Here is a 24,745-nt window from a genome sequence, read left to right as displayed (position 1 = left end):
CAATCAACGCCGCTCGTTTCCGACCGGCGCTCCATACAAAACAGAATCGAAGCCACAGCTTCAGTTCACGCGCCAATGCTGTTGGCCGCACCAAACAGCTCGCCGCAACGCGATGACCTCTCCCGCTCGCGCGGATGCATCTCCCATTCTTCTCTCGATGCGGGCATTCCTTGGGCCTACTTCTCCCATGGGGCTCCATGGCATGACCTCGCCCGTCATGTCCAGTACTTCCGCCTCGCTTTCATCTAGTGGTGAGTCCCGGCACGCAGCCGTGGGCGGTGGTGGAGCCGTCGGCGACCATCCCGCTCGGCTCATGTCATGGCGCGGGGCCTATCCTCCACGTCGTCAATGCCTTTACCCACCTGATGGATTGACGTGCCTGTCGGACCCTCCTGTAATCCTGTGGCCAGTCCCCTTAATCGGAGGTGCGGCGTGTCCACCCGTCTTGTTGGCTCGCACCCGGCAGGCACGCGGCAGCGCCCCTGGTTGGGCGCTTGGGCCCTCATCGTCCTCTTCCTCCACGCCGCGTGTGCCACAGGCGTTCCTCGGAGCGGCCTGCTGGTGGGGTCGTCCTACCGGCCACCGACACCCCGTTTCCATGAGGACGCCCGGCCTCCCACGGCTGAAGCAGAGGCGGAGGAGGGCGAGGCCGCGGACGAGCTGGTTCGCCTCTCCCTGCCCACCCGATTCGGGGCAGTGCAGGTGAGCGACTTCGAGCTCAACGAAGCCCTGGCCACGCTAGTGCTCAACATGCCGCTGCGGGTGGCCGGCTCCTACTTCCCGCTCTACCTCCACCGGAACCTGGCGCTGGCTTCCGTTCCGCTCACTGGCGAGGAGTGGCGCACGCCGTTGGCGCGGTCGTACGGGAGCTTCTGCGAGCGGCAAGGTACGCCGGGCGACTGCCTCGGGTTGGTCAAGGACGGTCCGGGCCTGGATGGCGAGGACAAGCGAGACCTCGCCCTGGCCCTCTCGGTGAATGCGGCGCTGGAGGCCCGGGACGCGGAGCTGCGCAGCATGTTCTCCACAACGCAGCTGTGGATGACGCTGAGCCTCACCATCATCGGATACATGGCCTTGGTCGCGGCACCCGAGCCCGTTTCTAAAGGCGTGGCCGCCGCGTTGGCCCTGCTCATGTGGGGCTACCTGGGCTGGGAGCTCTTCGACCTGGTGCGGGCCTACTTCAAGCTCTGGGAGGAAGCGGCGGAGGCCAGCACGTTCGCGGAACTGCGCGAGGCGGGAGACCGCTTCGGCAAGGTCATCGGGCCCAACAGCGTGCGGATTCTCCTCCTGCTGGGCACGGCGGCGGTGGGGGAGACGGCGGCGCTCGTGTCCAAGGCCCCGAACCTGCCGGGCTTCGCGAAAGCCGCCGGTGCGCTCGAGTCCCATGCCGGCATCCGAGACGTGCTCACAGCCGTGCAGCAAGCGGACAAGGTGAAGGTCGCCGTGGCCGAGGGCACCTTCAGTGTCGTTCTGCCCGCCAATGCCGTGAGCATGGCCGCGAGGGGCTCTCCCGCTCGCGCGGACCCGCCAAAGAAGAAGCCGGACGTGCACCACATCGCCACTGTCGAGAACAGCAAGTCCACTGCGCGAGGCGGGCCTTGGACGCCGCTATTCAAGAAAATCTTTGACAAGGCGGGCATGTCGATGGAGGACCCGGCCAATACGGTCCCACTCTTTGGGCACAAGGGGCCTCATCCCGAGGAGTACCATCAACTCGTTCATAAGCACCTGAAAGCTGCGACGGACAACTGCTCCAACCAGCAGGAGTGCGCGCTTGCATTGAGGCAAGCACTCCGGCAGCTAGCCGAGGAGATCATCAGGGAGGGAAGCAGGCTCAACAAGCTGCTAACCAGAGGGGCATCACCCTAGGAGTCCTCATGACGGGACTGTACTTCGATCTGTTCGACGACGTTTACATCCTGGGTCGCTGGCACCTGGATGAGCCCGTGGATCAGCAGGGGCAGGAGATTCGTACCTGGCAGTTCGTACGGGGTGAGTCTGCTCACGTCGATGCGCGGATCCGGATTCCCATCTATGTCCCGGGCAGGCCGCTCGACTTCTCCTTGTTGGCGGGTGCGACCATCCCCGTGGTTCATGCCAGGGTGGCGGCCGTCTTCGCCGAGCTGGCGCCTGGTGATGTGCAGCTGATTCCGGTGGATGTGGACGGACAGAGCGAACCGTACGTCCTGCTCAACATCACGCGTGTCGTGAAGTGCATCGACGACGAGGCATCCGACGAGGTGCGCCACTGGGAGCCGGGGGATGACAGGCCCGACAAGACAGGCCAGTACAGGTCCGTGATTGGCATGCGCATCGACCCCTCGAAAGTGGGCGATGCCCGAGTGTTCCGTACCTGGGGATGGAGCCCGGCCATCATCATCTCCGAGGAGGTAAAGCAGGCCCTGGAGCGCATGGGAGCAACGGGGGCGAAGTTCAAGGAGGTCACCGGCCCGAGCACCGTCAGCGCGGAGGAGCGCGAGCATGACCGGAAAAGCCGCGAGTTGTTCGAGCAGGCGGACACCGCTCGTGAAACGGCTTGGTGCACCTTGGGGTCGCTGGACAGGGAGGTCTTCATGCCCATCGCCATGAGCGGCTCGTGGCCAGGTCACCGGCAGCTCTGGCGCGTCATCCGTCGCGAGGCGGGGCGTACGCTGTTGGTCACGCACGGGCTCTCGGACCCCTTCATCGAGCGCTTGGAGCCCTCCGTGGGCTTCGGTCTGGAGCTCGCCCTGGAAGTGGACGCGGCCGTGAAGGACATCTCGAAGGGGTGGCCCCTGATGCTATTGGACCGTGTGGCGGATGAAGTCGCCGAGCACGAGCAGGTGCGCGAGAGGGTGAAGGCGGGCCTCTTCTCCATGGAGGTGTCCGGAAAGGGCATGCCCAAGTCCCTTGTCACCGAGGAGGGCAGGGTGGCCGTGCTGCTGGGCGTGGAGTCACGCACGCTGCCGAGGCACTTCTCCACACCGTATGGGGAGGTGAAGCTCGTCACCGTCAAGGCGTTGTTGCCCTCGGAGCTGGCGTTCCTGCTGGAGCATGGCGCAGAGGGCCAGGCCGAGCTGGCGCGGCGCTTCGTGAAGAGCGGAGATGAGCACCTGTCGCGTCTCAGAAGGAAGCCCGTGGCGTAGCGCGGAGTGGCGGTAGCTCCGGGCTGGCGATGCTGCACGCTGCTCGGGAGCAAAAAAGGCCGGGGGCTCGTGGGCCATCACCGGCATGCAGCTGCGAGAGGGCGGGGGGGCGCGTCAGGGGGCACGCGTCTCGGGCGCGGTGCTCCCGTTGCCCTTGCGCCTGTTGCTGGGGGTGGGCTTCTTGCCGGTCTCCTCCTACCTGCTCGAATTCGTGGCGGCGGTGCGCTGGCGCCCGGGGACGGCGAAGACCTCACCCTTGTCCTTACTGTGAAGAAATTGCTCCACTGGGCTTGCCCCGGATACGTGGCTCTCTCGCACTTCATGTGGTTCCTCAGCGGCGAGCAGGCGAGTCTCAGTCGAGCGACCACCCTCATGTGCCCTGGGTTCACACAAAGTGTGGGAGAGCCACAAAGCCGGGGCTGGCTCAATCCCCGACGCCGTCTACCTTCGGCTGTCCTGGAAGCAGCGCCCCGGTCATTCGGTGGGATAAGCTCAGCCCTGTGGCTGCCGCCGGGGGCGTGTGGCTAGGAGAATGTATTCGGCGTGAACAAGCACTTCTTCGAACGCTTTGAGCGAGAGGGCAGTGGGCGAAGCAATGCGCCTGCATTCGCGATGCTGGGAGTGCTTGCCTCGTACCCGGAAATGGGTCTTGAGCACCTCCGCCCAGGGGAGCGCCTCACGCTCAGTGGACTCATTCCGGGCGAGCCGCTTCGGTTCGGATTCTCCCCGCGAGACCGTGCAATCCTGGAGCAGTTCCACGCACTCTGGCCCATGTGGGTCGACGGACTGGCTGCCAACTGGGCGAATCTGGTCTCGGAGTTCGGACCTCAGCGGATTGAAATTGCCCAAGACGATGAGAACCCGGAGGTGCTGGCCTACTTCGCCGAACTGCTTGCTGACGCGTCCGTGGGTGCGGCATCGGTCTATATCCGGGGGGGGGAGCCGCGGTGGGATCGCCCCCTCTTGTGGCCGTTGGAGATAGTGGCGCAGTCCTCGGAACGGCGCCTCATCGAGGTTCTATGGGAGAACGTGTCAGGTGGTGATGCGCTGGTGCGCTGGCCTCCCTTGGAGAAGTCTGCCGTCGGCCATGTGCTCCTGGTTCCTCCCGATATCTCCTTCGTACCAGGTGCGCCAGGGACCCAAGCCAGGGAGATGCCTTCCAGCGCTATCGCTATCGCCTTCGTCTCAGAACGCAAGACCGCAGTGGAGGCGATGGCACTCGGGCTCAAACTCCGCTACCGGCTGGACACGGACGCGGTGCTGGTAGTCCGCACACCCATGAAGAGGCGCGAGGAATGCTGGCTCGCGCTACTCGCCGCGCTAAGCAGTGGTCGTGCACTCGATGAGGCAGTCCTGCTTGCGAGTCGTTCGCTCGCCGTGCCGTTCCTTCTCTCTTCCTGGAAGTTCCTCACGAAGGCGAAGCTGGCGGCCTGGGATGAGCAGGGTGCTGCCAGCGAACTCCTTCGATTTTCCGAATTGCTGCGGGACCGTTTCGAATTGGTCGACGTCGTGGTTCCGGAACCGCTGGCTCGTTCTCTGGGTGTGGAGAGCTCGCAGTTGAGCGCCCCTGAGCTGGCGGCTGCCCTCCGGCGGTTCTTGTCGGAGCCAGGCGTCGAACGCCAGCCTGGGCTGGGTGCGGCACTCGCGCAGTTGCGTTGGGCCGTACGTGCCGCGGAGGAGGGCTTGGAAGTGCCGCTGTCCCAGAACTCCAGCACTCCCCCTCCTTTGGATCCGAAGCCGCCTCGAAAGCCCCAGCCTCGGTATCTTCAGGCGAACATTTTCTCCACCGACGAGGATGCGGCGGTGCACGAGCCCGGTGCATTGCTGGCCGACCGTACCTACCAACTGGAGGTTCACATTGGGCCGGTGCATTTAGGCTCGCGTTTCGTGTGGAAGCCATTCCCTGAAGCAGACCTGCCTTCATCTCCTGGAGGTAATGATCTCACCGTCGTCTTTGCGGACATCTCTGGCGGGCGAAAGCCCCCGCCGCCGCAGTTGGCTCGCATCCATCTACCTCCCGAGGGGGATAGCACTCCCTGCTCTTTCAAGTTTTCCACACCAGTGCTGGAGGGATTAGAGCCGTCCGCTGAGCGCTTCTCCGCGCGTATCGCCGTCTTGTACCGCAATCGAGTCCTTCAGACAGCCTTGCTCTCTGCCCCTGTGGTGTCGTCCGTGGAAGCACGGATGCGAGTATGGCGTGGCGTGGAACAGGACATGGAACTGCCACCTGTTTTTTCGAACGAGGCATTGGATGAACGGACGCATTTCGACGCTGCGCTCGTGCTAAACCATGATGCAGCGGGTGTCGCGGGCGCCATGATGGTGGAGGACGAAAAGGCCCGTTGGCTCAATATTGATCAACCGGACCTAGAGGAGTCCATCCGTCAGCTCCGCGCCCGGCTGGATGTGCTGACTCAGAGTGCTGACCGTCCCGTAGGCCTGGAGGACGGGCGCCTTGTCAGTCTCCTTGTGACGCTGGCAAACCAAGGGGCGTTGCTCTGGAGAATTGTGGTCGATCAGCCTGGGGTTGGTCCTGGTTTGCGTCAGGGGAAACGGCTCCAGATCCTCGAGGCAAGATGGGGAACCTTCCTTCCCGTTGAGTTATTCTATGAGTTCCCTGCGCCACACACCAAGGCTCAACTTTGCCCCAACGCCCGGCAGGCACTTGAGACAGGCGAGTGTGACCACGAGTGTCACCGGGACGAGGAACTGGCCGAAGACTACGTATGCCCTGCGGGATTCTGGGGTCTCACCCGCGTTCTCGAGCGGCAGCGCGTAGTCGATCCCGAACAGGCGCGCGGTGATGTGGGGCTGAGGTCCATGCCCAGTCGGGAATTGCGGACCATCCCGCTTTTGCTCAAGGGGCTCGTTGGAGCTAGCCACCGGGTGGACAGCCACGACATTGGCAGCATGGACAAGGTGAGACATACGCTCAGAACCTTGTGGCCCGACTGCACACAGGAGGTCAAGGGGTGGAAGGAATGGGCGAAGGCGGTCCAGCAGCACGCACCATCCCTTTTGGTGCTCCTCGTCCACACGGGCATAGAGGAGCGCACGGATGTTGCCACCATCGAGATCGCGGATGAGGAACTCGCGGTCTCGCGTCTCCACGAGCGCCACGTGCGGCAGAAGGACTCCAGTGGAGGCGTCCTTGTGCTGCTGCTGGGATGCAGCCCGGTGCTGCCTGCGGTGAAGTTCCAGAGTGTAGTGGGCCAGTTCCTGTGGGCTGGCCGCGGCTCAGCCGTGGTGGTCAGCAGCGTCGCGGACATGTTGGGACGACATGCCGGCCCCACCACGGCAGAGTTGCTCAATGGGTTGGGAGATTTGGTACGCCAAGGGGCCGTGAACGTGGGGGATGCTTTCATCCGGTTGCGGCGCAAGCTTCTCGCTGGAGGAGATCCGCTCATGCTCGGCCTTGCCGTCTACGGGGATGTAGACTGGTATCTGGTTGCGCCTACAAGTCCAAGGGAGGACGTCGATGCTGAAACTGGAGATGTTGCCCGCCGGATGTGGGGACTGCCTGATTCTGGAGCATGTGCATGATGGGCGGACCCACCGTATCCTCATCGATGGGGGAACATCCGCGTCGTACCCAGCACTCCGCGCTCGTCTCTCTCTCGAGATACGGCCGCACTTTGACTTGATCATCGTCACCCATGTGGATGTGGACCACATCGGTGGCGTTCTGGAATTGCTCAAGGACACCACACTTGGCGTCACCTATGACGATCTGTGGTTCAACGGTTTTCTCCACATGAAGCCCTTTCTGGCTGATGCCCTCGGTGCGGAGGCAATGACGACCCCCGCGCGAGAAGGGCATGCCAACGATGATTTGCTCGGCCCCGCTCAGGGTGAGGCGCTGGCGATGCTCGCCAAGGCGGGTCGCTGGAATGAGGCGTTCCACCGAGGCCCTGTCGTCGCGCTGGACGCAGGCGCCCTGCCGCGCATCGAGTTGCCGGGGGGGCTTGCGCTGACGGTGCTGTCTCCCACACCGGCCACGCTTCAGAAGATGGCGCTCGTCTGGGCGCGGGAGGTCCGCTCCGCGGAGGAAGAACTGGCCCAGCCCGTCTCGTCCGGAGGGGAGCAGGTGGATCGGCTGGGGGGATTGGACGTGAAAGCCCTGGCATCAGAGCCGGAGCAGCGTGATGATGCTCCTGCGAATGGCAGCAGCATCGCACTGCTTGCTGAGTTGGGGTCGCATGCGTGCCTTCTTGCGGCAGATGCTTGGCCGAACGTTCTTGCCACGACGATCCAACGGCTGCTCCGGGAGCGCGGGCTGCGCAGGTTGCCTGTGGGCGCAGTCAAGCTGCCCCACCATGGCAGCAAGCGCAACGTCACTCGCGATTGGCTCGATCTCGTGGAGTGCAGCGATTTTCTCATCTCTACGGACGGCACACGCTACCGGCACCCGGATGCCCAAGCTATCGCTCGGCTCATCTCCGCGAGGCGCGATGTCCGGCTCCACTTCAATTCCGCGTCGCCCTCCGCGCTGCGCTGGCAGTCTGAGAGTCTCCAAGTTCGCTACGGCTTCACCACCGTGTACCCTGGCAGCGGAGGCGAGTCGCTTGCGCTGATGCTGGGCTGAGCGTCTCTCGCGAGCCCACAGGCCTGCAGTCTCTTGGTACCCTCGTGCCTGCCGGAGAGACTCGCGGTATCGAATGCCTCCGGGGGGAATGCACATGGAGGATGCTGGAGCGGGTAGGAAGCTGGATGTCGCCCATGAACTGCTGGGCATGGATGGGCCAGGGCGCGCCTCGCAAGCAGCCCAACTCGCGCGAGAGGCCCTCGAGGGACTGCCGGCGGGGGTCAACAAGGAGGAGCGAGCCCGAGCTCATTCGGTGCTTGGGCAGGCATTGCTCGAGACCGGAGAGGATGCACGTGCGGTGGGGCACCTGGAGGAAGCCCTGCAACTTCTGGCGCCGGACGCGCCCTCTTGGCTCCGGGTTCAGACCCGGATGGCACTGGCCCGCGTGTATGCGGCCATGGTGCGCCACGATGATGCGACCGCCCAGCTCATGCGTGCGGTGGAGGATGCACGCGCCTCTGGCCTCATGGGGCCACTCGCACTGGCCTCGCTGCGCTTGGCCGAAATGGAACGGCACTCAGGTGACGCTCAACGATGGCGTGAGCGCCTGAAAGCTGTCGAGCGTGAGGTGGCGGGTACGCCATGGGAACAGCTTCTGTTGCTGGAGCGACTCCGTCCTACACGCCATGGTGAGCGGCTAGCTGGCGAGGTGATCGAACTCCTGCGGCGGTACGGAGAAGGCTCTCTTCTTGTCAACCCCGCGCTGGAGCAACAACTCGCGATGCTCTTGATGAACCACGCTGAGCAAATCCCGGAGGACGTCCGTCGCAGGCTTTTGGATGGAGTGGGCCGTACTCGTGTCGAGCCCGTTGTCCGTGCACGCCTCCTCGCCAGTGATGGCCGGTTGAGCGAGGCGGTTGCACTGCTCCGAGGGGAGCTGTTGAAGGCCAAGTCGGACTCTGAGCAGCTGCGCTCCGCTGGTCTGTTGCTTGCTCTTCTCCCGGACGACGCTCGCGACGATCGCCTCCAGGCTTGCGAACTGGTGGAGAAACTGCTGGCGGGTCCAATGGACGATCCCGCCATGCGCTCGGACTTGGCCGCAGCGTTCTGGAAGTGCGCACGCGGAGATCGAAGCTTACTGGACCGGGCTTGGCGTCACGCAGAACATGCGGCAGAGAGACTGGCCGGAGACTCCGTGGCTCTTGAGGTGAACGCACGTGTCTTAGCCAATATCCGAGTGGAGCAGCTCGCATCCGGGGCGTCCACCTCCACACCTGAGCAGATCTCCCTGGCGCTCTGGTTTGAGAAGCCTCTTCCCTTGCCCGCAGTGGACCTTGCTCGCTACCGGCATGAAGCCGCCGCGATCCTTCTCCATCCGGGGCCCTTCGCTCTTCCTCGAGCGCTAGCTATGGCCGAACGACTGCTCGGGTTCGTCCCGGACTCGGCTGGAGTACGCGCGACCCGTACCCGGCTCGACTGGGTCCGTTTGAGGAGTGGTCCCCCTTCCCAGGAGGGAGCATTGGGGCGGGAGGTTCCACCAGGAACCGGTGGTGTTCGAGGACCCTTTGACGATGCCGCTGCGTGGGCAGTCGCGCTCGCGCAGGGGATGCGTCCCCCCCTGGCCTCTTCCCTTGGGGACGGGGAACTCACGCAACTCGGCGCGCTCATGAGGGCTCGCCCGGACCGCGCGGAGGCGTGCTTGGATTGGATGTTCGAGAACATCTCGCACGGGGCTTCCGAGGACCATGCTTCCCTCGCTTTTCTCTTGGCGCTTGGGCCGAGCAGCGCTGTGGGGCCCAAGCTGATCGAGCGCATCGAGCGTGCGGTGGCCCGGGCTCCAAGCTTTCCGCTGTTGCGATTGAGGGTGCAGATCCTCTCACAGTCGATGGGGTGGGGGGATGGAACGCCCTATACGCGCGCTGCGGACGCGCTACTGGCAGCGGCGCGCACCCCAGAGGAGCGTATCGAGGCGAGCTTCTTCAAGGGGGTCGAGCGGCTGAACGCGCTACAAGTGCTGTCTCCGGCCGATGTACGACGCAGGAGTGTCTTGGATGAGGCTCGTCGGATACTCCTTCAAGCCGTGGAGGAGACCGGATCCGCCCGTGTTCCGGAACACCTTCGCTTCGCCCTGTTCATCTCGGCGGGCAATGCTTGGCGGGAGGGCCACTCGCCTGATGTCGAACGTACTCTTCGCCTGTACGAACAGGCCAGAACCATAGGGGCACCCAATCGGTTCGAAGCCGCGAAACTTTCGAAGGTTACGGCAGATGCCCTGCTCTTGCGCAAGAGCCCTGGAGATGCCGTGCAAGCCATGCGGCTGCTGGAGCACTCGCTCGGGATTCGGAGGGATGGCCCCTACCGTGCCGAGACGCTGATGACCGCCGCACGGGCCGAACTAGCGCAGCCGGATCGCCCGGAGGAGGAGCGCCTACGGCGTGCCATCGACAGGCTGGAGGAGGCGCTGCTCCACTGTGATGAGGGAAACCGACTCGGCTTGGCCTTGATGCTGATTGAGCACATCGCTCAGCTCATTCGGCACCGGCCGCACGATGCGACGCTTCACCGGCGGTTGGATGAGCTTGGGCGTCTCGATCCAAAGCTGGCGCAGGAGGCGGTGCGCGCAAAGCGGGGGCTGATAGGGCCGCTGCCGGAAGACATGTACCGCTTCGTCAGTGACTCAGCCTCGCATCCGGCTGTTGTTGCCTATCTCGAAGGCACGCGCCCGCTGAAGCGGTCGGAGGACCTCATCGCTGAGATGGGCCTGGAGCCCGAGAGTCCTATGGCCAAGCTGGTCCAGTCCGCGGACGCGCCTGCGGAGGAGCGCACGCCTCAGGCACTGAAATCTCGCGCCGAGCGTCTGTCCCAGGTTGGTGATCCTGAAAAACGCCCGGGAGCGCAGGCCGCGCGCGCGATGTTGCTGGCCCATCTCGCCGGGCTCGGACATACCAGCGCAGAGGAGGCCCGGCTATCCGCTGAGGAGGCCGAGCCTCTAGTCCGGGCCATCGAATTGCCGGCTGCGCGCCATCAACTCCTGCTGGAGTTGGCTCGTTTCTGGGTGCCCATAGAGACGTACGTTCACCCGGTCGTTGACTGCGTGCGCGGGGCGCGGCTGTGCCGCGAGGTGCTCGATGATTCCACCGCAAGCGAGACCGCGTCCTTGGACGCGTTACAATGTTTCGCGCGGGCGACGCGCTACCGGAGGGATGGTGACCGGCACGCCCACCTGCGTGAGGCGGCTCGGCTCTACGAGGAGTGTGCGCGCCGGTACGAGCAGGCAGGCATGGAGGATGGTGCAGCCCTCATGCGAACGAACCTCGCCGAGGTTCGGGCGGAGCTCCGGACCGGTGGGAGTGAACCAGAGCATCACGAGGGAGTCTCCGCCGCACGTGTGCGTCTGGCCTTGGCCCGCAGCCCCTCGGAGAAAGCGGTCGCACAGGGCAACCTCGCTGTCGAACTCACGCGCCTGGGCTCGCAACGCCCGCCTCCCGAGGGAGACGCGCTGCTTGCCGAAGCGCGGGGGCTCTTCGAGTCGATGCCGTGGGGTGACGTCCCTGCTCTCAGAAGGTTCTCCGTGGAGAACTTTCAGACTATGTGTCTCGTGGAGATTTCTGTCCGCGCGGGGCAGCGCGCCGAGGCCATTGCGCTGTGGCGCAAGCGCTTGGCCGGCCTGGACCGCAAGACCCATCCGGTCGAATGGGCCATGACCGTCCACAACCTCGCTGACACACTGATCGAGCCCGACCGGCGTACAGGAATGATGGACACGCGGCACGTCACCGAGGGACTGCTGTTGTTTGAGCAGGCGCTCCAAGTCCGGACGTTGGAGGCGTACCCCGAATTTCATTGGGAGACCACCGATGACATGGGTCGGGCGATTACGGCGGTGATGCTGAACTGGTCTTCCTCGCTGCCCTGGCCCCGTGAATTGTGGGAACGCGGGGAGCAGGCGCTCCGCAGTGCCATTGAGGCGGCCCGGCGGCTTGGAGGGGGCGAGCGACTTGCCAAATCGGCGCTCTCATTGCTCAAGCTCTCGCTCGCGGCCGGCTCTCCCGATCAACTCGAGTCCACCGCTGAATTCGCTTGGACTGCGCTCGACGGAGCCCGACCTTTCCTGCTGGTGGATGAGAGGGCAGGCTTTCAGGAGGCGGTGTTCGCGGCCGATGTAGGCGCCACGCTGGGACGCGGACTGGCAAGCCGTACCGCAGCGGGGATCACGGAGGGGTTCCACTACGTGTTAGCCGGAGAGTCGGCGGAGCGTGTCCTGCGCTGGCTCGCCCGCGCGTCGGGTGCCGCCCAGCGTGCATTGGCGGGCAGGGTGTCCCGACCCTCTCGCGTGCCACCCGGTGACTGGGTGGAGTGGCTCGAGGCCGTACGTAAGGGGGCCCCGGGCGATGTGGCCCGTGCCCTCGAGAAGGTACGCTTCGCCGAGCCGTCCTTCCTCCGCGGCGAGCCGGACCTATCCGGGACGTGGAACTGGTTGCGCTCCCGGCCCGGCTCTGCTGCCGTGGCTCTCGTCGGCAGTAACAGGGGGTTGATGGCGGCGGTTCTCGAGAATGCGGAGCAGCCCAAGGTCCTGGTGGGAGCGCTTCGGGCTGACTCGCCCCCGGTTGGAGAGGCTGCGGTCGCGCAAGCGCTCAGCGCAGATGAGAGTGGCCAACCCTACCGTGACCTGCTGGCCTGGACCCGGACGAACATCCTCCCCCCCGTGCAGCGCCTGCTCCCGTCTTCTCCCGCGCACCTGCTCTGGATTCCTGCTGGCCCTCTCCGATTGTTGGCTCCGGCGGACCTCTGGCCGGCCTCTCCGGTGACGCTTGCGACAAGGCTCGACCTGGAGACGCGTCCATTCCCGGAGCGCCCCCGGCGCACGTTGCTGGCTGTTGCCGATCCCGGGCCTGGCCGGTCAGGGGAACTCAAGGGCGCGGTCAAGATCGGCGCGCAACTCGCCCAGATGGTGTCGGTCGCCGGTACACCGCGTGCATTGTTGAGCCAGGGAGGGAATTTCGGCACGGCACTGCGCTTGTCGTGCCCGGGGCTTGTGGAGCGCCCAGCTTCTGCCGGAGACGTCCTTCGGGAACTCGCCGAGGCGGACGTGGTCATGTTCCTCTGCCACGGTGGAGTTCAGGGGCCCCGAATGGCGATGCTCCAACTCCTTGACGAGGCGGGCTCAAACTCCGAACTGGCGCTGGAGCAGGTCGGCGCTGACCCTCGCCGCATCGCTGGCGCCACGGTGGTGCTCCTCTCGTGCGAAACGGGGCGAGTGGGCGATTGGCTGCACCGTGCCGCAGGATTGGCTGGCTCCTTCCTGGCGAGCGGTGCCCGGCAGATTATCGCCCCACTCTGGGAAGTCCGGCTGGGGGCGGCGCTGCACGTGGGACGGGCAGTGCTCGATGCACTCATTCAGGAGAGAGAGCCGTCCCTGGCGCTTCACGCACTCCAATCTCAGGGTGTGCAGCCAGAGGGAAGTACTCCCGGGCACTTCGGCCGCGCTTGGTCACTCAAAGCCTTCGTGCATTGGGTGGGGTGAGCCAATGAGTGGGCTTGTGCAGGCTATGAGGAACTTGGCGAAGGCCAGTGCCCTTATCTCCAAGGCTCCGGGGCCAGGAGCCTGCGGCATGCCTCGGTGGGCCCGGCCAAATAGAGCCGGGACTTGGCGCGAGAGAATGCCACGTAGATGAGTTCGCGGTCGTTCTTCAGGTTCAGCTGATCGAGTCCCCAGAGGATGGTCACCGCAGCCTCCAGGCCCTTGTAGCGCATGGCGGTGTCCATCAGGACGGTACCCTTCGAGCGGTGTATCTGCTCGGCCCACGCCACGCCGTTGGGCAGGGGCTTGTTCTTCAGCAGGTCATAGTAGGTCTGCTTCGACTTGCTGTCCGCCACGAGGATGGCGATCTGCTCCGGGGGTACGCGCTCGTCCTTCAGGATCCTGGCCACCGTCTCGTAGATGAGGTTCGCTTGGTCCTGCAGGCGCGGTGCATTCAGTTGCTCGATGGGCGCGCCCTCGATGTCACAGGCGTCTGTGTCGTCACCGTGGAAGTACCGGTATGCCGCCTCGTGGATGAAGCGCGTGTTCCGGCAGTTCTTCGTGAGCACGAACGGCTTTTCCTGAATGGGGCACTTGTCCAGGTGCTTATAGACGGCTTGGTTCTGGTCGTAGAAGACCATGAAGTCAGGTTCCGGCTTCAGGAGCCGTTTCAGGGGCAGCCAGAAGTCGGGATGGAAGTCCTGTCCCTCGTCCACGATGCACGCATCGAAGGTCTCCTTCACCACTTGGGTGGCCAGGGCGAGCGCCATGGGAAAGTGGGCGTCGAATTTGTCCGCACCCGGGAATGAAGCCCGTGCCTCCTGGAGCACGTCACGCCCTGTTTCGTGCTTGGCGAGCCGCACGGCCCACTCGCACAGTTGATGGAAGTTCATGGGCAGCAGGTTAGGGGTATTGCCCGCTGTCGCCTTGAAGTGCTCGACAAGGGGTTTGGTCACGCACAGCAGGAGCGTGCGTTTCCCCTGGGCCGCGAACTGCCGGGCCTTCTCGATCGCGAGCACAGTCTTCCCCGTCCCTGCGCCACCGCAGATCTTCGCCTCCGTGCGTGAGCCCAGCGAGCGCAGCAGGCGGCTCTGCTCATCAGTCAGGATGATGCGCCGCTCCTCCTCATCCTCGAGAAGAGAGGACATGAGGGCACGCGCGGTGGCCCTCTTGCTGAAAGTTTCCTTCACCGCCTCCAGGCCAGCCTCTCCCAGGGGACGGAAGCGCCGGTCATTGCCAGCCCAATAGCGGCACGCGCGCATGAACCACCCTGGCAGATCATCGAGATCAGCGCGCCCGCCTACGATCTCCGGTGGGATGTCCGAAGCGATCAGGGGGCTCACATCCACGACATTGGGGAAGAACACCGTGTGACCCTCGAGGATCCGGTCCGCGGAGTTCTTCCAGCGCGGGTGCTTCCGGAGTTCGTCTCGGATGGCGTGCTTCTCGCGCTTGGCCTGCTCCACAGGACTGTGAGGAAGCTTCTTGGTACCGGCCGCGTTCTCGGTGAACCACTGATCGGCCTGGCGGTCACGGATGATTCCTCCACCCTTGACCTCGACGACCAGGAAGCCTCCCTGGGGATCGAAGATGACGAAGTCCGCTTCCCCATCGATCGGAGCAGCGGTCGGGCGCTGGCGAAGGAAGCAGATGGAGTGGAAGACGAGCAGTCGCTGGTCAAGCTTGTCCCGGCAGGTCCGGTAGAAGCGAGCCTCCGCGCGAGAGGGAAGGGCGTTGAGCTGCTCCTCGGTGCGATGAGGGATCATCTGGGCCATAGCGTCTCACCCTTCATTCGGCAGGAGCTTCATCTTGTTGGGCTGGTAGAAGGCCTGCCGCTTCGTTCCATCCAGCATCTTCACTTGGAGCGACAGGATCAGGCTCTCGCCTTCCACGCCAGTAATCACGCCCTCCACGCCATCCTCCATGAGGATTCGACCGCCCACCTCGGGGCGGGGCGGCGCGGCCTGGGGCAGGGACGCACTGGCCAGCCCTCTCCAGCCAGGATCCAGCCGGTATTGGGTGATCAGACCAGCGGGGTTGCAGATGGGGTGGACCACAGAGCTCGCCTCATCCAGGGCATATTCCACGACGTATAGCCAGAAGCCGTCTCCCAGCTTCTGGGCCCGATCGAATTGGCCGGAGGATAACCAGACACCGTTCTCGGTCCAGGGGCCGCTCAGGCCCTTGACCTCGATATAACGGGCCCCGCTTCCGTCCACTGACTCGAGGCTGCAGCCCGACGCGTCGTCTCGCGGCGGCTGAGGCAGACGGTGGTCGGCGTGCTCATGAGCCAGCACGCGCCTCAGCGCTGCTTGCCGAAGCTCCGCGGCTGCTTGCGGATCGACGTGCCCCTCCGCCGCTTCGGCTCCGGGAACGTTCGGATGAATGTAGGTGACGGCGCGATGGCGGGAAACTTCGGTGCCCCTCCTGAAGTTCGTCCGGGTGGAGTGACCGTGGCCGGGCTTGATGGGGGGCAGAATTCCCATGGGGTTCAGGCTCGGTTCCTGGGGGGGGGCGCTGCTCGGAGCCGACGAAGGTGCTGCCTTCCGGAGGCCCGACGAGAGAGTTAGCCCCGGAGGAAAGCGCCTGCATGGCACCGCTGCTCGCCAGGGCGGACGCCGTGGGAGCCGCCGCCAGCGATTCTGGACGAGGGACAACGAACCCCTCCGCCATGGCCGGAGCGTTCCGAGGTGGAACTGGACTTCGAGGGGGCACACTCCGCCAGCCCGCGCCATTCCTTGGCCGGGGCGACCGGACCCAGGGGCCTTCCGGACGAGTGGGGCCAAGCACGGGCGTCTCCAGGGGAGCTTCCTCGACGTGCTCGGCGGGAACCTCGTCCACGGCGGACTCATCCACGGCGGACTCATCCACGGCGGACTCATTCGAGGGCTCTGGCTCGGGGGGCTGATCCTCGAAGAACGTCGTGGGAGGCTCCGGCTCTAGGTCGGCGGGAGGATGCCCCCAGGAATCCTCGACGGAGGGTTGCTCGGTGAGCTGGGGAATCTTGAGCCGTGTCAACAGGCTGTCGATTCTCGTGGGATAGCTCTCAAGGATCTTGGTGAGCGCCGAAGTATCCGAGAGGCGCTGCTCTTCATCGAGCTCCTGTTTAATGGCCTGCGCGAGGTGGAAGGAAGCGAGGTCGGCGGACTCCTCCCGGAGGAAGATCTGGTGATGGGGCCGGTCGACGTAGAAGTCGGCGGCAGCCGAGCCCACCAGTCGCTTTCCCAGCCAGAGTCTCGAGTCCAGCTGTGCCGCCGGAACTACACTGAGGGTGGAGAGCCAGCCCAACGGCTTCGGATCAGCCTTCTCGTGTTCCGCCTGGATAAGGCGCCGCAGTCCCCGGGCGAACTCCTGCGAGCGGAGGAGTTCACCCAGGGCCTCGCAGTCCTCGATGAACCTCAGATCCTGAGATAGCTCCGGCTCCTGGGACAGCTGTTCCTTGAGCTGACGGGACAGCCGCTGCACTTCCGCCGCACGCAGCAGCTCCATGGGCACCTCGTCCTGCACCAATAGCACCGCGCCGGGAGTCAGCTTCTCGGCATACCAGGGGGCATCGTCACGGAGCACCTCGGCGGCCCGTGCGAGCTGGCCCCCCTTCACGGGGAGCCACAACCGGGCGCGCATGGGCTCCATCATCGCTGCGGTCTCGAAGCTCAGGCTCAGGCGGCGAAGCACTTCCATGACCTGGGTCAGCAGCTTCGGGGGCAGCGGCTCGCCGCTGTGCAGTGCGGCCACGTCCTCAAGCCAGGCGATGAAGTCGTCGTCCTGTGGCAGCTCTCGACGCCCCAGCACGGCATAGCCCTGATCTATCAGAGGCTCCGCGATCCGGAGCTGGACGCGGAGAGGCTCGAAGAAAGGCACATGCTCAAGAAAGACGTGCCGCGGCCGCCAGAAGCGGTGTCTGCTCTTGTCCCAGAGGCAAGGGCGGTTCGCATAGTGGGCCCGGACCTGTTGCACCGCGCCTGGGTTTTTCTGGAAGAGGGTGCCGAAGTATTCGTAGATCCTGGCTAGTGAGTCCCCAAGGGCCTTCATAGCGGTGTCAGGCGCCGCTTGGTGGTTCTCCAGCAGGGCGTCGAAGTGCGTCATCACCAGCGCGAGGGGAGCCTCCGAGGGGATACCTAGCGCCTCGCGGAATGAAGCGAAGTCCCTCTTCACGAAGGGCATGAGGGGGCTCTGGCTGGCAACCAGGTGCCCCAGGTGGACCGGGTAGAGCTCCGAGGGTGCATAGAGTCGCGCCTGGGGAAGCTTGGCGGCCGCGTACTGGCTCAACGCGACCGGATCGGTCTGGGCCGGAAGCCAGCGGCGGTTCGCCAGCGCTTGAGCCAGCGTCACGGGATAACCGTTCCCGTTCCGCACCGTGGTGTCCTTGAGCTCGCTCCAGTGGTCGGCGACATACTCGTAGACCCTGATGAGGCTCTCCGAGACGCTCTGGGGGCCCTCGGCCTCGGCCTGCTTGAGCAGCTTGTCCACGTGGGCGAGCAGGTCCTGCGGGTGGGGTGCTTCGGCCATCCCCAGCGTGGAGAAGAAGGAAAGCCAGTCCTCGGTGGCGTCGGAGTAGGTCGCCTGGGTGTCGGGGATGAGTGCCGTGTCGCCGAGCACGTCCTTTACGAGCTGTTTCCGCGGATCGTAGAGGCTGGCGGCGGGGTAGAGCTTGCCATCGCGGCTCCTCACGAGCGGGGCTTGCATGACGAGCTTCTTCAGGGCGGCCCCGCCCTCGTCGCCGGCCTTGCTTGCTTCGGTGCACGCTTTGCGGAGGTTGTCGCGGAGCCAGTCCAGCACCTGCACCTGCTCCGGCGGTGGCATTGCCACGTAGCTGGGCAGAAGCACATTACGGATGAGCAGCTCGCGGCTGAGGCTGAGGACCCCAAGCTTGGTGAGGAGCTTCCGCCGAGCCGTGGAGACCTTGAGAAGGTGCGCCTGCCCGGCTGTGGGTGGCGGCGTGGAGTCCACGGGCTGGTAGACCCGAGGATCGTCCAGCCGGACGAGTTGGAGGTTCGCTGTCGGGAAGATCGGCAGTGCGCGCAGGACCTTGATGTGCTGCTGCGTCAGGCTGTCCAGCCAGGCCGGCTGGGAGAGCCAATCAAGAAGCACGTCATGGATCTTGGGGTCATAGCTCTGGGCCTGCTCGGTCCATGCCTTCTGGGAAGCGGCGAGCGCATCGACCAGCGTGGTGGCTCCCAGCTGCCGGATGTACCCCTGAGTGTGGGTGAGGGTGAATGCGCGGATGGCACTGACGAGTCCCTCGGCTCCTGCGACCCTGGGAATGTTGAACGCCTCCAATGCCTGGCACAGCTCAGTATTCCGGGTCTGCTCATCGGTCAGCAGCAGGGGGGTATCCATCCCCCCCGGCCGATGCAGGCGACCCCGCTCGTCTGGCACCACGGCGAGTTCCTTCAAGCGCGCCAAGTTCGCGTTGCGTGTCTTCTCGCGGGCCAAGTAGTCGTAGAGCTGGGTCAGCCATAGCGTATTCGGAGGCTGAGGCTGCGCGGGGAGCCAGGGGGACGGGGATGCCGCGCCGAGCTGGGAGAACGAGGCCTTCACGCACGCCAACAGGTGAGTGGGCGTCATGTCGATCAACCGGGCCTCGAGCAGTTGGCTGAGCTGCGTCTCCTTGCGGAACTTGTCCTCCAGGAACCAGTGCGGCTGGCGAACCAGCTCACGCTCTTCTTTGTCGGCCAGGTAGATATCCGAGTAGCCGAAGGTGTGGAGTTGACCATCCTCGAGGATGGCCAGCGGCAGGCCGCGCAGCCCACGTCCGGTCTTGATTGTTGATGGTCACCAGGAAGCGCAGGTTCCTGGTCATGGGTCGCCGGGAGTTGCCTGACTTCAAGACCACTCCCTGAGATGGGTGTGGCCGAGAAGTTGAGGGGGGGAGAGTGCGCCGGTGGAGTCCACGGTCGCGCGCGTCCTGAAAAGACGGAAGGCCCACCAGTAGCGGCTGGAGGGCCCTCCTTGGAGGCGCGCCCTGGTGTGCGAGAGGGGCGAGCCGGTGAGGAAGAGGTAGCGCACTCCGGGGCGCGGCGCCAGAAGCCGGCGCGCGCAGGAGTGTCGTGGAGGCGCTGCGCTTCGTGGTGTGCGGCCGGCCCGAGTGTCGGCAGGTGTTCTTCCTCTGCTCTGCGTGCGACCGTGGCCAGCGCTACTGCGGGCCGCCGTGCAGTCGAAGGGCGCGGGCGGAGTCAATGCGCGCGGCTGGTGCGCGCTACCAGCGCACCCGGGACGGACGGCACGCACATGCCGCGCGGCAGGCGGCCTGGCGGGAGCGGCGGCGAGAGAAAGTGACGCATCAGTCTCCCGCTGCCGTGGCGCGGACAGCCAGTGTGCCCGTCGCGCCGGCCCCGGCCGCCACGCAGGTGGCCGCGGAGCCGAGCGCAGCGAGGCCACTGCCGCATGCACCGCCGCCCTCCATCCCCGCCTGCACCTCGTGCGGGCGTCAGAGTCCCTTCCTGCGCCACACCACGCTTGCGCGCACCCACGTGGGCCGGCGCTTCAGGGCTGCCCGTCCGCCGTGAGGTGGGCCCATGATTTCCCCCGAACTCGCCGCCCGCATCCGCCGACTGCACTTCGCCGAGCACTGGAAGGTGGGCACCATCTGCTCCGAGCTGAGCGTGCACCACGACACCGTCCGGCGCGCCCTGACGCTCGAGCGCGTCAGCGGCACGGGGGTGAAGTCCGTCAGGCCCACGCTGCTGGATGCCTACAAGGGCTTCATCCAAGCCACCCTGGAGGCCCACCCACGCCTCACCGCCATGCGCCTCTTCCACATGGTGAAGGCGCGCGGCTACGTGGGTGGCCCGCTCCAGGTGCGCCGCTACGTGCGCACGGTGCGTCCCACCTCTCGCGCCGAGGCCTTCCTGCGCCGCAGCACGCTTGCGGGCGAGGAGGCCCAGGTGGATTGGGGACACTTCGGCACGCTGTCCGTGGGCAACACGCGCCGCCCTCTGTGCTGCTTCGTCATGGTGCTGGGCCACAGCCGCGCCCTCTACGCGCGCTTCTTCCTCGACATGACGCTGGAGAGCTTCCTCAGGGGCCACGTGCTGGCCTTCCAGGCGCTGGGGGGCGTGCCGCGCGCGCTGCTGTACGACAACTTGAAGTCCGTGGTGCTCGAGCGCGCCGGAGACGCCATCCGCTTCCACCCGCGCCTGCTGGAATTGGCTGGCCACTACCACTTCGCACCCAAGCCCTGCGCCCCCTACCGCGGCAACGAGAAGGGCAAGGTGGAGCGCACCATCCGCTACCTGCGCGACTCCTTCTTCGCCGCGCGCACCTTTAGCGGCGTGGATGACCTCAACGCGCAAGCGGCGCGGTGGGCGGCCGAGGTGGCCCACGCGCGCCAATTGCCCGGCGACGTCACCGGGCGCACCGTCGCCACGGCCCTCGAGGAGGAACGCCCGCGGCTGCTGCCCCTGCCCGCACACCCGTTTCCCACGGACGTGGTGCGCCCCGTCGCCTCCGGCAAGACGCCCTACGTGCGCTTTGACTCCAACGACTACTCCATTCCACACACCCTGGTGAAGAAGCCCCTCACCCTCGTGGCCTCCGAGACACGCGTGCGCGTGCTGGACGGCTCCCAGGAGGTGGCCTCCCACCCGCGCTGCTTCGAGAAGGGCCGCACCCTGGAGCAGCCCGGCCACCTCGCCGCTCTCGCCGACGCCAAGGCCCGCGCGCACGAGCTGCGCGGCCGGGACTTGCTGCGCGCCTCCTGCCAGCAGGCGGAGGGCTTCCTCGCTGCCCTCGCTCAGCGCGATGTCTCGCTGTCACACCACACGGCGCAGTTGCTGAAGTTACTTACGCTCCACGGCGCACGTGCCCTGGATGAGGCCCTCGCCGAGGCCCTGCGCAAGGGGGCGGTGAGCGCCCCCGCCGTGGCCCACCTCCTGGAGCAGCGCGCTCGCCGCCAGCGTCAGCCTCCACCACTCACCGTGGTGCTGCCGGATGACCCGCGCATCGCCGCCTCCCGCACCCGCCCCCACTCCCTCGCCGACTATGACCGCCTCCTTAACAAGGACTCCGCCGATGACGACTCCACTCGCTGACCGCCTGGCCTCCCTCGGGCTGCACGCCACCTCCCAGGGCCTCGCGGACCTCATCGCCCGCGCCACCAAGGCCAGGTGGGGCGCTACCGAGATGCTGGAGCACCTGGCCGACGAGGAGCAGAAGGAACGCGGCCGCAGAAGTCTCGAGCGGCGCCTGTCTCGCAGCCGCCTTGGCCGCTTCAAGCCCATGGCGGACTACGACTGGGGATGGCCCAAGAAGATTGACCGCGAGGCCGTCGAGTCCGCCTTGCGCCTGGATTTCCTGGAGCGCGCGCGCAACGTCGTCATTGTCGCCCCTCAGGGACTGGGCAAGACGATGATCGCGCAGAACATCGCCCACCAGGCCGTCCTCAAGGGGCACTCCGCTCTCTTCGTCACCGCCTCCCAGTTGCTGCTCGACCTGGGTGCCCAGGACACCAGCCGCGCATTGGACCGCCGCCTGCGCCACTACACCAGCCGCACCAGCCTGCTCGTCATCGACGAGATGGGCTACCTCGCCTACGACGCGCGCAACGCGGACCTCCTCTTTCAAGTCGTGGCGCGCAGGTATGAACAACGCTCATTGGTGATGACCACGAATCTGGCGTTTTCGGACTGGCCGACCATTTTTCCCAACGCCGCGTGCGCCACCGCGCTGATTGACCGCGTCATCCACCACGCGGACGTCCTCGCTATCGAAGGCGAGAGCTACCGCCGCCGCGAGGCCGAGGAGGCCGCGACGACCAGGAAGGCGAAGTCCAAGCGCTGAGCCTCTCCTCGGACCGGGATGCCGGACCCCCGGCACACCTCCGGCTTCCCGGTCCAAATTTCCGCGCTTCCTCGTGAACGCCAACACACGTACGAGCCCCCCAGCCGCCGCCTCACTCCGCTCAAGCCGGGCGAGCACCTGGAGGGGCAGTCCACAACACCGGAGGCGGAGTTGACGCGCGACTACCTACGCTGGTGCGAGCGCACCGGCAGGCCCGGGGACTGTCTGCGCCTGCTGACGGAAAGCCCCACCGTCAACGGGGATGGCCGTTTCGCCTTGGCCCTGGCTCTGGCCAAGGGCGCCGTCCTGGACGAGATGCTGGAGGCGTTCAAGGACATGGCCGACCCCCACGCCATGGTGGCGGCGGTCCTTTGGACCTGGACCACGTACATGGTGCTCGTCTCCATTCCCGATGTGACGATCTCGAAGGGCCTCGCGGCGGTGATGACCGCAACACTCATCTCCTACGTGGGCGTCGATACCTTCTGGGGCCTCGTCGTGGGCTTCAAGCGGCTGATGGACGAGGCGGACCGGGCCACCTCGTTCAACGAGCTGCGCGCAGCGGGCGAGCGGTACGGCAAGCTCATGGGCAGGAACGCGGCGCGAGCATTCGCCATGCTGGCCATGGCGGCCATCGGCAACACGGCGCCGGGGTTGGCCGCGAAGGTGCCGAAGCTGCCCGGCTCGATGCAGGCGGCCGTACAAGCCGAGACGCAGGTGGGCATCCGGCTCGCGGCGGTGGGGGAAGTGAAGACGGTCGCCGTGAGTGCCGAGACCGTCACCATCGCCCTCGCTCCAGGTGCGGTGGCCATGACATCAAGCGGCACAAGCGGTGGCGGCACTCCGAAGGGGGACGACCTTGAGCAGGTCAATACGCGGTGGCATGAAGGGAGTTACGACTCTCCATCGAAGTCACTCCAGGCCCACTTCAACAAACATGGAGCAGAGGTTGATGCCAAAGACGTCGCACAGTATCTACGGAAGGCCCTTGAATTCGCACAAAGACTGAGGGGCGCACAAAAATTCCCAGTTGAAGGCGCCACCGAGGGTGTGATTCGCTATGTCAAGAACGGCCGGTATATCGATCTTGCATCAGATGGGCGAATCTTATCTTTCGGGTCTCGGTAAGACAAACAAGAAGGGAGAAATCAGATGGATTGGAGGGCAATCGATCTGCATGGTGCCGCGAGCATTTCGCGGGTGGTCAACGTCTTCGAGATTCGCGACATGCGCGGCATTCCATGGACCAAATACAAGATCAAGGTTCTCGAAGAAGGATCCGGGCGCTTCCTCGCAGTTGCCAATGTGAGTGTAAAAAATGCCAATGGCATCCCCGATGGGGAGGCAGGACTCGGACGGACAGAAATAGAGGCTCTCCAGGATCTCATCACGAGACTGGGTGAAAGATTGAACTCTCGCAAGGACTGGCGAGATGAAGACTTTGAATGGACCGACCCACAGGACTTCTGAAGAAGCAATCGCCGCATTCGATGCCGAGTTCGGAAACTGATGTCGAGGCATCGCATGGATGACAAGATCACGATCAAGGAAGCATACACGGCGATGTACGCCTACCTTAAAATGCTCTATGAACTGACAGGCTCGGACGACCTGGGCGGTTTTTTGGGCAGCATGTCGCTGCTCGAAGACGGTACGCCTGCGGATCCCGGTGTCTGGGACGATTGGATGCGCGCCGTACAGCAGGCAAGGCACGGTCAAGTAGATCTGACCTTGGGACGCCCTGATGAGTGAGCACCACCTGCCTGATGGTTCCGGTTCTCAGGAAATCTTGTGGCTCCGTGCAAAGGGAGGGGATGAAGTGCAGCGACTCGCCGCCGTGACCGCCCTCGGCATGTGTCGCGCCTTGGCCACCGGCGCGATCGGCCCGGCCGCAGCCTGCCATCGACTCTTCGGACCGGCCCTGCTGGCGCGACTCGACCAACTCGACGCTCACCCCGCACTTCGTCATGCCATCCACATGGCCACCGAACTTGAAGATGTGGCCGACCTCATCCCGGACAAATTGGCCAGCGCGATCGCGGATGTCGAAGCCGAACTCCTGAAGGCCCTGACGGATCTCGCTCCGTCCGACCTTGCTGGCGAGAAGTGGCTGGTGAGGGCCCCGTGAGGATCCAGCTTTCCGACCTACGACGGGCAGCAAATGCCCTGTTCGACCATCTGGAGCGAACTGGCCGTACGGAGATCGAAGTCACCGAGGACTTCTACTGGAACATCCAGGAGAAGCACCTGTACTCGGTGTACTCCCCTCCTCCCGAGTCCGAGCTGACGGTGGGACAGTTGTCCGATGACTGGAACGAGGTGGCGAAGATCGCGTCCGGCCAACGCGCTCCCATCGCCTACGCCCTGGTCTGGCTCTCGTCGCTCCTGCGCTTCATCGGCTCGAAGCTCGTCTCCTGAAGGAACCGAGGGGACATGCAGCCGCTGCGTACCCAAATCGTACCCAAGATGAACGGACGCGGGTGGACCCTCACGGACGCACCGCCGGCCCCGCTACAGAGGGGAGGCGACCCCCACGAGGACCCCGCCGATCCGGGCGGCGGGGCTTCAAAACCGGTGGGGGGCATGGAGACATGTCCCTGGGAGGTTCGATTCCTCTGTCCTACCGACCCTTTTCTCCTCTGAAAACGGGCACTTGGAGCTGATGGATCGCTGAGTCCAAGTGCTCGGACGGGTACGCAGGCGTTCAGTCGGTTACGTACAAATTGCGTACAGACTTCGAGCGCACAGACTCATCTCGCGCATCAGCCGAGTTGGCTGATGGCAGCAACCTCA

16 protein-coding genes, 1 tRNA gene and 1 pseudogene are annotated in these 24,745 nt (G+C 65.2%); 15 read left to right on the top strand and 3 right to left on the bottom strand.

Translation table 11 applies throughout. The annotated features are described in order from the left end of the window. Positions 1 to 432: 432 nt before the first annotated feature. From OV287_RS33945 to OV287_RS33920, 6 genes are all read left to right on the top strand, one after another. Positions 433 to 1,869 carry an AHH domain-containing protein gene (locus OV287_RS33945; RefSeq protein WP_267538189.1) on the top strand — a complete coding sequence of 479 codons (1,437 nt, stop codon included), beginning with the start codon at positions 433 to 435 and terminating at the stop codon, positions 1,867 to 1,869. An 8-nt stretch (positions 1,870 to 1,877) separates the two neighbouring features. Next, positions 1,878 to 3,125 carry an imm11 family protein gene (locus tag OV287_RS33940; RefSeq protein ID WP_267538188.1) on the top strand — a complete coding sequence of 416 codons (1,248 nt, stop codon included), beginning with the start codon at positions 1,878 to 1,880 and terminating at the stop codon, positions 3,123 to 3,125. 85 nt (positions 3,126 to 3,210) lie between these two features. Further along, on the top strand, positions 3,211 to 3,396 hold the full coding sequence (locus OV287_RS33935; RefSeq protein WP_267538187.1) for a hypothetical protein: 186 nt from the start codon (positions 3,211 to 3,213) through the stop codon (positions 3,394 to 3,396). A gap of 272 nt (positions 3,397 to 3,668) precedes the next feature. Then, the gene (locus OV287_RS33930) at positions 3,669 to 6,668 is read left to right on the top strand and encodes a hypothetical protein (protein ID WP_267538186.1); all 3,000 of its coding nucleotides are present in this window, start codon (positions 3,669 to 3,671) and stop codon (positions 6,666 to 6,668) included. Beyond that, positions 6,604 to 7,710: an MBL fold metallo-hydrolase gene (locus OV287_RS33925; protein ID WP_267538185.1), complete on the top strand. Its 1,107-nt coding sequence runs from the start codon at positions 6,604 to 6,606 to the stop codon at positions 7,708 to 7,710. Before OV287_RS33930 ends, OV287_RS33925 begins: the two co-directional genes overlap by 65 nt. Before the next feature lie 1,648 nt (positions 7,711 to 9,358). Then, a complete protein-coding gene (locus OV287_RS33920; protein ID WP_267538184.1) occupies positions 9,359 to 13,174 on the top strand; it encodes a CHAT domain-containing protein in 3,816 nt (1,271 codons plus the stop codon). Between the two features lie 53 nt (positions 13,175 to 13,227). Here OV287_RS33920 and OV287_RS33915 read toward each other — a convergent pair whose 3' ends face one another. From OV287_RS33915 to OV287_RS33905, 3 genes are read right to left on the bottom strand one after another with little or no spacing between them, the layout of a single operon-like run. Further along, entirely contained in the window at positions 13,228 to 14,946 is a 1,719-nt protein-coding gene (locus OV287_RS33915) for an NERD domain-containing protein (RefSeq protein WP_267538183.1), read from the bottom strand. A 6-nt stretch (positions 14,947 to 14,952) separates the two neighbouring features. Further along, positions 14,953 to 15,468 (bottom strand): protein NO VEIN domain-containing protein, encoded by a 516-nt coding sequence (locus tag OV287_RS33910; protein ID WP_267538182.1) that lies wholly within the window; start codon positions 15,466 to 15,468, stop codon positions 14,953 to 14,955. Next, the gene (locus OV287_RS33905) at positions 15,455 to 18,739 is read right to left on the bottom strand and encodes a hypothetical protein (RefSeq protein WP_267538181.1); all 3,285 of its coding nucleotides are present in this window, start codon (positions 18,737 to 18,739) and stop codon (positions 15,455 to 15,457) included. Before OV287_RS33905 ends, OV287_RS33910 begins: the two co-directional genes overlap by 14 nt. A 611-nt stretch (positions 18,740 to 19,350) precedes the next feature. On the opposite strand from OV287_RS33905, the gene OV287_RS33900 reads away from it, so the two are divergent. The 9 genes and pseudogenes from OV287_RS33900 (at position 19,351) to OV287_RS33860 (ending at position 24,575) form a co-directional block, all read left to right on the top strand. Next, positions 19,351 to 19,680, top strand: coding sequence for a hypothetical protein (locus OV287_RS33900; protein WP_267535216.1), 330 nt, complete (start codon positions 19,351 to 19,353; stop codon positions 19,678 to 19,680). Positions 19,681 to 19,689: 9 nt separating this feature from the next. Beyond that, positions 19,690 to 21,204 carry an IS21 family transposase gene (gene istA, locus OV287_RS33895; protein WP_267538180.1) on the top strand — a complete coding sequence of 505 codons (1,515 nt, stop codon included), beginning with the start codon at positions 19,690 to 19,692 and terminating at the stop codon, positions 21,202 to 21,204. After that, complete coding sequence (istB, locus tag OV287_RS33890) at positions 21,185 to 21,952, top strand: IS21-like element helper ATPase IstB (RefSeq protein WP_267537744.1); 768 nt, start codon at positions 21,185 to 21,187, stop codon at positions 21,950 to 21,952. Before istA ends, istB begins: the two co-directional genes overlap by 20 nt. Positions 21,953 to 22,024: 72 nt before the next feature. Then, positions 22,025 to 23,080 (top strand): annotated as a pseudogene (gene sitA5 / locus OV287_RS33885) (SitA5 family polymorphic toxin); the annotation flags it as partial. Positions 23,081 to 23,104: 24 nt separating this feature from the next. After that, a complete protein-coding gene (locus tag OV287_RS33880) occupies positions 23,105 to 23,422 on the top strand; it encodes a hypothetical protein (RefSeq protein ID WP_267538178.1) in 318 nt (105 codons plus the stop codon). Positions 23,423 to 23,476: 54 nt separating this feature from the next. After that, positions 23,477 to 23,704 carry a hypothetical protein gene (locus OV287_RS33875; RefSeq protein WP_267538177.1) on the top strand — a complete coding sequence of 76 codons (228 nt, stop codon included), beginning with the start codon at positions 23,477 to 23,479 and terminating at the stop codon, positions 23,702 to 23,704. After that, positions 23,697 to 24,080 carry a DUF3969 family protein gene (locus OV287_RS33870; RefSeq protein ID WP_267538176.1) on the top strand — a complete coding sequence of 128 codons (384 nt, stop codon included), beginning with the start codon at positions 23,697 to 23,699 and terminating at the stop codon, positions 24,078 to 24,080. The genes OV287_RS33875 and OV287_RS33870 overlap by 8 nt, the downstream gene beginning before the upstream one ends. Next, positions 24,077 to 24,370, top strand: coding sequence for a hypothetical protein (locus tag OV287_RS33865; protein ID WP_267538175.1), 294 nt, complete (start codon positions 24,077 to 24,079; stop codon positions 24,368 to 24,370). Before OV287_RS33870 ends, OV287_RS33865 begins: the two co-directional genes overlap by 4 nt. Positions 24,371 to 24,488: 118 nt before the next feature. Next, positions 24,489 to 24,575: transfer RNA gene (locus OV287_RS33860), tRNA-Sec, on the top strand. Positions 24,576 to 24,745: the final 170 nt, after the last annotated feature.

It is taken from the genome of Archangium lansingense, assembly GCF_026626635.1.
Classification (GTDB): Bacteria; Myxococcota; Myxococcia; order Myxococcales; family Myxococcaceae; genus Archangium; species Archangium lansingense.
This window is presented reverse-complemented; position numbering and strand designations above follow the sequence as displayed.